Raw genomic sequence first — 11,204 nt, forward strand, 5'->3', positions numbered from 1 at the left:
TCCTTCTCATGGCGTCCGGCTGCCCGGTTCGCCCAGCTCGGCGGAGATCTCCGCGAGGGCTTCGAGGCGGCGTTCCAGACTGGGGTGGGTGGAGAACAGGTTGGCCACCGCCGTTCCGGGGCCGAGGGCGGGGGTGAAGAAGAAGGCGTTGAACGCCTGGGCGGTGCGCAGGTCCTGGGTGGGGATACGGGCGATGTCCCCGCTGACCTTGGTGAGGGCCGCGGCCAGAGCGGAGGGCTTCGCGGTCAGCATGGCTCCGGCGCGGTCGGCGGCCAGTTCGCGGTAACGCGAGAGCGCCCGGATGAGCAGGAAACTGAGCGCGTAGACGAGGGCGGAGACCGCCATCACCAGAGCAAGCGCGACGGCGGTGTTCTGGTCGCGGTTGCGTCCGCCGAACAGCTGGGAGTAGAAGGCGAAGCGGACGATGAGGCCGGCGATCACGCCCAGGAACGAGGCGATGGTGATCACCGCGACGTCGCGGTGCGCGACATGGGAGAGCTCGTGGGCGAGGACGCCTTCGAGCTCCTCGGTCGTCAGGCGGCGCTGCAGTCCGGTGGTGATGCAGACGACGGCGTGGTCGGCGTTGCGGCCGGTGGCGAACGCGTTCGGCAGGTCCAAGTCGGAGATGGCCACCCGGGGTTTGGGCATGTCTGCGGCGGCGCACAGCCGGTCGATCACGCCATGCAGCCGGGGCTCCTCCTCCGGTGTGACGAGGCGGCCGCGCATGGCGTACAGGGCGATCCGGTCGGAGTACCAGAACTGCGCCAGCAGCAGCCCGGCGGCTATGACGACCACCAGGACGACGGACTTGAGCAGCACGATCAGCGCGGCAATGAACGCCACGTACATCAGCCCGAGCAGGAACATGGTGACCGCCATGCGGGCGGTCAGCTGCCGGTCGGGCTCAAAGCGGCTGCGCATCGCCATCACCCCGGGATCAGGCCCTCGTCGGAGAGCATCTCCCGCACTTGGGTGAGGCTGGTGTCCGCATCGGGCAGCACCAGATCGGACGGCGTGATCTGCTCGTCCGGCAGCGGCGTGCCCAGGCTGCGTACCGCGTCCAGCAGGGCCGAGAGTGCGGTGGTGAACGCCGCCTCGTCGCCCGCGTCGGCGGCCGACTGCAGGGCGGCATCCAGTTCGTTGAGCAGATTCATGTGCTCTTCGGTGACCTCGTACTGGCCCTCGCCGAGAATCCGCATGATCATGATGTCGCCTCCTGGTCCGGCGGCTTCTTCGGGGTTTCAGGGCCCTCCAACGCCTCGGGGGCGGAGGCGGCCGGGAGCTGTGCCTTCATGCGGGCCAGTTCGATCTCCACGTCCTGACCGGCGCTGACGCGCTCAAGCTCGGCCTGGATGTCGTCACGCCCGGCCGGCAGCGTGGCGTCCTCCAGCGCTCCGGAGGCGATCAGCTCGTCCAGCGCACCGGCGCGGGCCTGCATCTGCTCGGTCTTGTCCTGGGCGCGCTGCATGGCCAGGCCGACATCGCCCAGCTCTTCGCCGATGCCGGTGACGGCCTCGGTGATGCGGGTCTGGGCCTCCGCCGCGGTGTAGGTGGCCTTGATCGTCTCCTTGCGGGTACGGAACGAGTCAACCTTCGCCTGCAGGCGCTGTGCGGCCAGGGTCAGCTTCTCCTCCTGCGCCTGCAACGACGCCTGCTGCTCCTGCAGATCGGTGATCTGCGAGGCCACGGCCGTGCGGCGGGTGAGCGCCTCACGGGCCAGGTCCTCACGACCGGCCGCGAGCGCCTGCTGCGCCTGGTCCTGCAGCTTGCCCGCGGACTGCTGCAACTGGTTCACTTGCAGCTCGACGCGCTTGCGGCTGGTCGCCACATCGGCCACGCCACGTCGTACCTTCTGCAGCATCTGAAGCTGCTGCTCGTAGGAGTAGTCCAGGACTTCGCGCGGGTCCTCGGCCCGGTCCAGTGCCTTGTTGGCCTTGATCCGGAACAGTGCGGCGATACGGTGAGTGATGCTGGTCATGACGACCGCCTTCCTCTCGCCTCTTGGATGCCGGGTGATGCGGAAGAGACCGGCCGGGCCGTTAGCGGGCACGTGCGCGACAGCGTCCGCCGCCGCAGGTCACAGCCCCGACCATGGTTCTTCCATTGTCCGGGCGCACTACCGGCCTGGCAGCTCCACCCGTTCTGGGCCGGTACGTGCCTCAGGCCGGTCACGGCGTCCTCCCGGCCCCAGCCGCGCCCTGAACCGCCCGGATGTCACGGAGAGTGTCAGCAAAGGCGTAGACGAGGGCTGCGGCGATGTAGCCGACACCCCAAAGGCCCCAGGCACCGGCCGGTGCGTCGGTGGCGAGCAGGGCGGGAAGGGGCAGTGCCCCGGCGATCAGGAGGGCGGGGGTGGTGCGGCGGATGCTGCGGTCCAGGCGCGGGGCGTCACGCTTGCCGCGCCAGGCCAGGAGCACCCCACTGACGGCAGTGGCCAGGATCTGGAGCGCAAGGAGAAGCCAAGTCAGCAGGCCGGCGGCGTCCATTTCGGTCACCTCCGGCCGGGTCGTGGTTGTCGGCGGTGACGCTCTGCCCGGTCGAGCACAGTGAGCAACAGCGCAATTCCGGCGAGGGCGCTGTCGGCGATCGCGGGATGCAGGGCCACGGAAATCCCGGTCATCGGCTCCTCCCGGTGTGGGAGTGGTGGGATACGGCAGTGCGCGGCGGCTGCGGCTGATGCCCGGATCCGGCGTGAGGGCCTGGCGGGGGCGTGGTGCTGCGGACAGGGCGGTGGCGGGGCAAGAACGCCGGGGTGCGGGCGGCGTAGGCGTCCCACTGCTCGCCGAATTCCTTGGCGACCTCGCGTTCCTCGCTGCGGGCCAGGCGTACGTACACGTACCCCAGGACCGGGAACATGATCAGGGTGGGGATGGTCGGCCACTGCAGCAGGAAGCCGATCATGATGAGCAGGAAGCCGTCGTACTGCGGGTGGCGCACCCACGCGTACGGGCCGGTGGTGGCGAGTTCGTCGTGCTGGGCGGCTTCGTGCAGGCGCTTCCAGGCGGCGGCGATCAGCCAGAACCCGGTGCCGAGCGCGGCATAGCTGGCCAGGTGGAAGGGGCTCAGATGCGGGTCGCCCTGCCAGTTGGTCAGGTCGTTCCACAGGTGCCCGCCGGCGTGGGTGTCCTCCAGCAGCGGGAACTGGTTGCCGAGCCAGCTGCCCAACAGGTAGATGGTCAGCGGGGTGCCGTACATCTCGGTGAAGAGCGCGACGAGGAACGCGCTGTAGGCGCCCATCGCCCGCCAGTCCCGCTTGGTCTTGGGGTGGAAGAAGCTGGCGGCGAACACCACGAAGAGCAGGGTGTTGAGCACCACCAAGGGCCACAGGCCGTATGCCGCGTCAGCCATGATGTCCTCCCACCGTGTTGGTCGGTCCGGTGGTGCTGCGGCGCTGTCCGTGAGCGAGGGCGCTCATGCGTCGCTGGTAGGTGGCCGTGTCGATGCGGTCGTGCAGGCGCAGGCCCACCAGCCACCGTTCCGCTTCGGCCAGCGCGGCACGCCGTCCGCGCAGGCGGGCCAGCGGTGGGCGTCGAGGCTCGTCGGGGGTGATCAGGCGGGCGATGTCGTAGACGGTGCCCGCCAGGATCAGCACCCCGGCCAGCGAGGCGATCACAGTGGCCATGGTGCTCACCCCCTGCCAGGCGCGGGCGGTCAGGCCCGCCCGGGCCCGGTGTGGTGGTCGTGCTTGTGCAGCGGGTCTTCATCCTGGTCGTCGCGGTGTTGATCGCGTCCGCCGCGCATGTCCTGGCCGTGCATGCTGCGCATCATGAAGAACATCATCAGCGGGCAGGCGGCGACGAGGGCGAGCCAGACGAGGCTTTCCAGGGACGCGCCGACGATCAGGGCGCCGACCACGACGATCGCGGCGGCGAGGGCGTACATGCCGTAGTTGCGCTGGTTCATGACTGGCCTCCTTCGACGGAGGGCTGTGGGCCGCAACCGGGGCGGCCGTCTTCTCAGGTTTTGGTGAGAGGGCCGGCGTGCAGCGCGGTCAGGCTGCGCCGGTACTCCTCCTCGTCGATCTCGCCGCGGGCCAGCCGCTCACGAAGGATGTCCTCGGGCGTGGGCGCGGCGGGGGTATGGGTGTGTTCGCGGGGGCTGCTGAGGGCGCGGACGAGCAGCACGACGACTGTGATGATCAGCGCCCAGAAAAGGATCATGCCGGCCGACATCGCGAACCAGCCCCATCCACTGACGTCGTGGTCGTACCAGAACATCATCGCCACTCACCTGCTTCGGCTTGTCGGCGACCGGGAGCCGGACGGGGTCCCCAGGGACTTTCCTGCCTTCACCTGCATCGTCCCTCTGCCCGGTGTGACGGTCTGGGGCCGGATGGTCCAGGACCAGTGGGCCGTTCAGCCCCTACCTGGCAGGGGTACCCGAGCGCAGGCTGGAGACGGACCGAAGTGGGAGGCGAGCAAGCTCATGGGTGCCGTCGACATCGTTGTGGTTCTGGCCTCGGCCGTGCTGGTCGCTGTTCTGGGCCGGTACTTCTTCGGGCCGCGCCGGGCCGGTGCCGCCCGGCTGGAAGGCGGCGTACAGCGGGTGGAGGTGACGGTACGGGGCGGCTACAGCCCCGATGTGATCAAGGTCCGCCAGGGCGCCCCGGTGGAGCTGGTCTTCGACCGGCAGGAGGCCGGCGAGTGCACATCCCGCGTGGTCTTCCCCGATCTCAAAGTCGGCGCGGGACTGCCCGCCCACACCCGCACGACCGTGCGGCTGAGCCCGGACCGGCCAGGTTCCTTCGGCTTCGCCTGCGGCATGAACATGATCCACGGCACGCTGCTGGTCGAACCTGCGGAAGGCTCCGCACCACCCGGCACGGACGGCGACGGCACCACGACCATCTCCCCTCCGTCTGCTGCTGCTCCGACCGGCGGTCCGCCTCCTGGTGAGGAACGGACGGCGGCCGAAGCTGAGGCCGCGGACGCCGCCGAGCGGCGGTCGGAGATCAAGGACCTCACGCGCAGGGTGCTGACGGGCGCGGTGCTCACCGCTCCGGTGCTGTTCGCCGTGATGGCACACGAACTCTTCGGCGCGGACTGGGTGCCCGGCTGGATGCTGAACCACTGGCTGCAGCTGGCCCTGATCACGCCGGTGATGCTCTACACCGGGTGGCCGATCCACGTGACGGGCTGGCTGACCCTGCGCCACCGCGCCGCCGACATGAACTCCCTGATCACTCTCGGCACCAGTGCCGCCTACGGCTACAGCCTGCTGGTCACCCTCGCCCCCGGCCTGCTGCCGGAGGACCTGCGGGAGGTCTACTACGAGGCTGTCGGCGTGATCCTGACCCTGATCCTTCTCGGACGGCTCCTGGAGGCTCGCGCGAAGGCCGGCACCGGCGAAGCCATCCGTGCCCTGCTGGGACTGCAGGCCCGCACCGCCCGTGTCGTATGGGATGGCACCGAGTCCGAGATTCCCGTCGAGGACGTCGTGGTCGGGGACGAGATCGTCATCCGGCCGGGAGAGAAGATCCCCGTCGACTCCGAGGTTCTCTCGGGTTCCTCCGCGGTGGACGAGTCGATGGTCACCGGCGAGCCGATGCCCGTGACCAAGCATGCCGGGGACACGGTCATCGGCGCCACGGTCAACGGCACCGGGTCCCTGAGGGTCCGGGCGGCCAAGGTCGGCGCGGACACCATGCTGGCCCAGATCATCCGGCTCGTGCAGCAGGCCCAGGCGTCCAAGGCCCCCATCCAGCGGCTCGCCGACGCCGTATCGGCGTACTTCGTGCCCGCGGTCATCGCCATCGCGATCGGCACCTTCGCCGTCTGGTTCACCATCGGCCCGTCACCCGCACTGACCCTGGCACTGGTCTCCGCGGTCGCAGTACTGATCATCGCCTGCCCGTGCGCGCTCGGACTCGCCACGCCGCTGTCGGTGATGGTCGGCACGGGCAAAGGCGCCCAGGCCGGCATCCTGATCCGCTCCGCGGAAGCCCTGGAAACCGCCCACAAGCTGGACACCGTGGTCCTGGACAAGACCGGCACCGTCACCGCGGGCAAGCCCGTCCTGACCGACGTCCACACAGCCGACGGCTTCGACGAGACGGAACTGCTGCGGCTGGTCGCCGCGGCCGAGACCGACAGTGAACACCCACTCGCCCAGGCCATCGTCACCGGCGTCCGCGACCGCGGTCTGCACCTGCCCGTGGCGACCGGGTTCGACTCGGTCACCGGCAAGGGCGTCCAGGCCACCGTCGACAGGCGTGCCGTCCTGGTCGGCACCGCCCGGCTGCTGGGTGACGTAGGCATCGACACCACCGCATTGGCCCCGCTCGCGGCCAATCTGTCGGCCGAGGGCAAGACCCCCGTGCTCGCGGCCGTCGACGGACGTCCCGCCGGTGTGCTGGCGGTCGCCGACACCGTCAAGGACGACTCCGTCTCCGCCATCGCCGCCCTCAAGCATCTCGGCATCGAGGTCATCATCATCACCGGCGACAACGCCCGCACCGCCGCGGCGATCGCCGCCCAGGTGGGCGTGGACCGGGTGCTGGCCGAGGTTCTGCCCGAGCACAAGGCCGACGAGATCCGCCGTCTGCAGCGCGAGGGGCGGACCGTCGGCATGGTTGGCGACGGCATCAACGACGCCCCCGCCCTGGCCGCCGCCGACGTCGGCCTGGCCATCGGAACCGGCACCGACGTGGCCATCGAGGCCGCCGACATCACCCTGATCTCCGGCTCGCTGAGCGGAGTCGTCACCGCGATCCGCCTGTCGCGCGCCACCATGCGCAACATCCGGCAGAACCTGTTCTTCGCCCTGGTCTACAACGCCGTCGGAGTCCCCCTCGCCGCGGGCGCCCTCTACCCCCTGTGGGGCCTGCGCCTCAGCCCGATCATCGCTGCCGCCGCCATGGCGCTCAGCTCTCTGTCGGTCGTCACCAACGCCTCCCGGCTACGCCGCTGGCACACCCAGCCACTGCCCGACGCCCAGTCCGCCCGCGTTCAGCCCCGTGTCGAGTCCGCCACCGACCGGGCCCAGTCCGACACCACGGCCGCCACGGCGGGGCATGGGCACCGCCACCCCGCTTCCCAAGGCGGAGGCACTGTGGTCGCGGACCCGGTGTGCGGCATGCAGGTAGACAGGACCACCGCTGCCGAGCACCGGCAGACCGAGCACGGCACGTACTACTTCTGCTCCGCCCACTGCGCCGCCACCTTCGACGCCGACCAGGACCGCTACACCGCCCCCACGACCGGCAGCCCGCACGAGGGAGGCGAACCTCGATGACCACCGCTCCAGCCGCCTCTCGCCACGCCCACGAACAGCACACCCAGGCACCCGGTTACGCCGATCACAAGGCCGACCACCTGGCCCGCCTGAGCAAGATCGAGGGCCAGATACGCGGCATCTCCCGCATGGTCACCGGCGACCGCTACTGCATCGACGTCCTCACCCAGATCACAGCAGCCAGCCGAGCCCTCCAAGAAGTCGCCCTCAGTCTCCTCGACGACCACTTGCGCGGCTGCGTCACCGACGCCGCCCGCGCCGATCCGGCCCAAGCCGAGGAGAAGTTCGCGGAACTGAGTGACACCTTGCGCCGCGCAGTGCGTCTGTAGCCCCTCCTGGGGTGGGGTCCACGCCCTCGTCGCTCGAGGCGCTGAATTACCCCCATGGGGTATATTGACGACGATGAGCCGTTTTTCAGCTCCAGCACGGACGGAGACCATGACGAGAGCCGACCACCGGCGAGGCGGCGCCAGCAGCGCCGCACTCCGGTGGACGCGCGCTGCCGTCATCGCGCTGATGGCAGCGCTCGCTGTTCTCGTTCACCACGAGACGGCTGTGGCCATCGCGTCTGTGCCACCCACGGCGGCCTCGGAAACGAGCATCCTCGCGGGTATGCACCACGCGGCCGCAATGACCCATTCCGTGCACACGGACGGGCACACCACGTCGCCGGGCGCCACGACCACGACCACGACCGACGATCATGGGGCGTGCTCTGGCACGGTGATGCAGCACTGCTCCGCCGCCGGTGTCGACAGCGTGAAGCTCGTGCCTCCTCACCACCCCTCCATCAACTGCGCTCCGGCCCTCCTTTCCGGAGCAGCCGCTGGCCGCGACGTCCCGGGAACGACGGGACGGGCACCACCCGATCTTTCGGTTCTCTCTCGATTGCTGCTGTAGGCCGCGCCCTCGGCTGCGCACGTTCACGCGTGCGTTCAGCCGAGACCGCACGCGACCGAACAGAAGCGACATCGAGAAGAGGACACCCCTGTGAACAGCATGAACCGCCGCTCCGTCCTGCTGACCGGGCTCAGCGTCGCGGGCACGGGCGCGCTCGCCGCCTGCAGCGGCTCCGGCAGCACGCCTGCCCTGATCAGCCCCTCCGAACCGGCCGTCGCCGCCGCCGACAAGAAGCGCACGAAGAGCGGCAGGACACACGAACTGACCCTGACCGCAGCACAGGCCAAGGTCGACCTGGGCGCCGGACTCAAGGCCAGCACCTGGGCCTTCAGCGGCCAGACCCCGGGCAAGGAACTGCGCGTCTCGGCCGGAGACACACTCGCCGCCACGCTGTCCAACCAGCTGCCGAACCAGACCACCACCTCCATCCACTGGCACGGCGTCGCCCTGCGTAACGACATGGACGGGGCACCGCCGGCCACCCAGACCGCCGTCCGCGCCGGCCGCAACTTCACCTACCGGTTCACCGCGGACGCTCCCGGTACCTACTTCTTCCACCCGCACGTCGGCGTCCAGCTCGACCGCGGCCTGTACGCGCCGTTGATCGTGGAGGACCCCAAGGAGCCACTGTCGTACGACGAGGAGTGGGTGGTCGTCCTCGACGACTGGCTCGACGGCGTCACCGGCACCCCGGACGACGTCTTCGCCGAGTTGAAGCAGGGCATGGGCGGGATGCACATGGGCGAGGCTTCCGGCAGCTCGTCCAGCCCCTCCGGCCACGACATGGGACACATGGCCGGGATGGACATGGACAGCGGCACAGGCGCGACGAGCAGCTCACCGTCCCCGTCCTCCGGCGCAGGCATGTCGACGAAGTTCATGCTGATGGGGGCCCGGAGCCCGCTGCTCGGCGGCGACGCTGGCGACGTGAAGTACCCCCACCACCTGATCAACGGCCGCGTTCCGGCCGACCCCGAGGTCTTCCGCACCAAGCCCGGCAAGCGGATCCGGCTGCGACTGATCAACGCCGGCGGCGACACCGCGTACCGCGTCTCCCTCGGCGGCCACAAGCTCACCCTCACCCACACCGACGGCTTCCCCGTCCAACATCAGCAGGTCGACGCCGTGCTGATCGGCATGGGCGAACGCTACGACGCCCTCGTCACCCTGGACGACGGAGTCTTTCCTCTTGTCGCACTGGCGGAGGGCAAAAACGCCACCGGCCTGGCCTTGGTCCGCACTGGATCAGGAAGCGCGCCGAAGCCGGACGTTCGCCCGAAGGAACTGGACGGGATGATCATGGCCGCGTTGCAGCTGCGCGCGGCGGACGACGTCCGGCTGACGTCCAAGAAGGCGGACCGGGTCCACCGCATCGAGCTGACCGGCGGCATGATGACGTACAACTGGGCCATCAACGGCAAGCGGTTCGACATGAACCACCCGACCGCGAACCCGATCACAGTCGAGGAAGGCCAACGGGTACGGCTGGACTTCGTCAACACCACCACCATGTGGCACCCGATGCACCTGCACGGCCACACCTACCAGATCGGCACGGGCGGCCCGCGCAAGGACACCGCGATCGTCCTGCCGAAAAGGACGCTGTCGGTGTTCTTCGACGCGGACAACCCCGGGCAGTGGATGCTGCACTGCCACAACGCCTACCACGGCGAAGCCGGAATGATGGCGCTGGTGGCCTACCAGAGCTGATCGTCAAGCCCTGCAGGTGCCCAGCCAGACGCGGGCGGGCCGGGCTGCCGAGCCGTTCCTCGACGGCGCCGAGGAGTTGACGCGCGGCGGATTCGGAGAGCTGCTCTGACCGGCCGCGAGGAGGCGTGCCGCCACGGCACCTTCGCTTCGCCGTCCACTGGTGATCACCTCACCCCGTCCCGTCATGGTCTCTTGGTGTGGCGGCGCTCGATGGCAGGGGGCAGGCTGGAGGACGGTGACGGTGAAGGGGCGGCACTCAAGACCCTTCTGGAGGCGGCCATGACTGGTGCGGACGGGCGTCGGCCGATCGTGGTGGGCGTCGACCCTGATCCTTCGAAGCGGCTGGCGCTCGCCTGGGCCGCCGACGAAGCAGATCGGCGTGGCCTGCCGCTGCGGCTCGTCCACGCCCAGGGCGTGCCGACCGGCGGATACCGCTCGGGAGAGGCACGGCCGTCCTGGGAGGAGTGGAACCGGGCGCTGCATGGCGCGGGTGACCAGGTGCTCAAGAAGGCCGTTGCGTACGTCGAGTCCCGGCAGCCGACGGTGGAGGTGTCGACGCTGCTGGCGGAGGGAGAACCGGCGTGGGTCCTGCGCGAGGAGGCGCGCAGCGCCTCTCTGGTCGTGGTCGGCTCGTGGCACCTGAGCAGACGCCGCGAACTGTTCACCTCCGCCTCCGTGGCGCTCCCGCTCAGCGCCCATGCTTCCTGCCCGGTGGCGGTTGTACCGGAGTCTGAGCACGTCACCCAGGAGCCCGCGTACTTCGTGGTCGGCGTCGACGGCAGTCCGCATTCGGCTGCGGCGGTGGATGTGGCGTTCGAGGAGGCGGCCCTGCGTGGGGCGCGGCTGCGGGCCCTGTACGTGTGGCATCCGCCGCTGCTCGGTGTGCTGGACGAGGACGCCGCGGTGCGGGAGTGCCGCCGTGTGCTGTCGGAGACGGTCGCGGGCCGCACCGCGACGCACCCGGACGTGGAACTGCACCACGAAGTCGTCCGCGGCCACCCGGTGCAGGTCCTGACGGAAGCCTCGGAACACGCCCTGGGCCTGGTCGTGGGAACCCGGGGGCACGGGGGATTCACGGGCATGCTGCTGGGCTCGGTGAGCCAGGGGGTGCTGCGCCACGCCCGCTGTCCCGTCATCACGGTCCCAGTGTGAGGCGGCGAACGGCCCGGGGCTTCTGTCCCGGATGGCCCTGGTGGTGTCGTCGGGCCCGTCACACGATGAGGGAACGCCGCCGGTCATGGGCGGCGAACTGGCGAGACGCCCGCCGAGTCCCCTGGAGTCCGTCATGGCAGCCTCACCCAACGCGCTCCGCGCAGTCCGGCCGATCGCACCGGTGACGGGGACCGCGTCACCGTACGGGA

General features: G+C 69.9%; 12 protein-coding genes. 4 read left to right on the forward strand and 8 right to left on the reverse strand.

Going from position 1 to position 11,204, the window contains the following annotated elements; all coding sequences use genetic code 11:
• Positions 1-6: 6 nt before the first annotated feature.
• From htpX to ADL12_RS42875, 8 genes are all read right to left on the reverse strand, one after another.
• Entirely contained in the window at positions 7-921 is a 915-nt protein-coding gene (gene htpX, locus ADL12_RS42845; RefSeq protein WP_062713783.1) for a zinc metalloprotease HtpX, read from the reverse strand.
• 5 nt (positions 922-926) lie between these two features.
• Positions 927-1,205 (reverse strand): PspA-associated protein PspAA, encoded by a 279-nt coding sequence (pspAA, locus tag ADL12_RS42850; protein ID WP_062713655.1) that lies wholly within the window; start codon positions 1,203-1,205, stop codon positions 927-929.
• Entirely contained in the window at positions 1,202-1,978 is a 777-nt protein-coding gene (locus tag ADL12_RS42855) for a PspA/IM30 family protein (protein ID WP_062713657.1), read from the reverse strand. Before ADL12_RS42855 ends, pspAA begins: the two co-directional genes overlap by 4 nt.
• Before the next feature lie 190 nt (positions 1,979-2,168).
• A complete protein-coding gene (locus tag ADL12_RS51955) occupies positions 2,169-2,486 on the reverse strand; it encodes a hypothetical protein (RefSeq protein WP_079052585.1) in 318 nt (105 codons plus the stop codon).
• A gap of 130 nt (positions 2,487-2,616) precedes the next feature.
• The gene (locus ADL12_RS42860; protein ID WP_079052586.1) at positions 2,617-3,348 is read right to left on the reverse strand and encodes a methyltransferase family protein; all 732 of its coding nucleotides are present in this window, start codon (positions 3,346-3,348) and stop codon (positions 2,617-2,619) included.
• The gene (locus ADL12_RS42865) at positions 3,341-3,622 is read right to left on the reverse strand and encodes a hypothetical protein (RefSeq protein WP_062713659.1); all 282 of its coding nucleotides are present in this window, start codon (positions 3,620-3,622) and stop codon (positions 3,341-3,343) included. Before ADL12_RS42865 ends, ADL12_RS42860 begins: the two co-directional genes overlap by 8 nt.
• 29 nt (positions 3,623-3,651) lie before the next feature.
• Positions 3,652-3,903 carry a DUF2933 domain-containing protein gene (locus ADL12_RS42870; protein WP_062713661.1) on the reverse strand — a complete coding sequence of 84 codons (252 nt, stop codon included), beginning with the start codon at positions 3,901-3,903 and terminating at the stop codon, positions 3,652-3,654.
• 53 nt (positions 3,904-3,956) lie between these two features.
• Positions 3,957-4,220, reverse strand: coding sequence for an SHOCT domain-containing protein (locus ADL12_RS42875; protein WP_208614737.1), 264 nt, complete (start codon positions 4,218-4,220; stop codon positions 3,957-3,959).
• 205 nt (positions 4,221-4,425) lie between these two features.
• On the opposite strand from ADL12_RS42875, the gene ADL12_RS42880 reads away from it, so the two are divergent.
• From ADL12_RS42880 to ADL12_RS42895, 4 genes are all read left to right on the forward strand, one after another.
• Complete coding sequence (locus ADL12_RS42880) at positions 4,426-7,233, forward strand: heavy metal translocating P-type ATPase (RefSeq protein ID WP_062713663.1); 2,808 nt, start codon at positions 4,426-4,428, stop codon at positions 7,231-7,233.
• Positions 7,230-7,562, forward strand: a complete 333-nt coding sequence (locus ADL12_RS42885) for a metal-sensitive transcriptional regulator (protein WP_062713665.1) — start codon at positions 7,230-7,232, stop codon at positions 7,560-7,562. The genes ADL12_RS42880 and ADL12_RS42885 overlap by 4 nt, the downstream gene beginning before the upstream one ends.
• A gap of 661 nt (positions 7,563-8,223) precedes the next feature.
• Positions 8,224-9,843 carry a multicopper oxidase family protein gene (locus ADL12_RS42890; protein WP_062713667.1) on the forward strand — a complete coding sequence of 540 codons (1,620 nt, stop codon included), beginning with the start codon at positions 8,224-8,226 and terminating at the stop codon, positions 9,841-9,843.
• 279 nt (positions 9,844-10,122) lie between these two features.
• Positions 10,123-10,995, forward strand: coding sequence for a universal stress protein (locus tag ADL12_RS42895; RefSeq protein WP_062713788.1), 873 nt, complete (start codon positions 10,123-10,125; stop codon positions 10,993-10,995).
• Positions 10,996-11,204 lie beyond the last annotated feature (209 nt).

Origin of the sequence: Streptomyces regalis (assembly GCF_001509475.1) — a bacterium.
Lineage (GTDB): Bacteria > Actinomycetota > Actinomycetes > Streptomycetales > Streptomycetaceae > Streptomyces > Streptomyces regalis.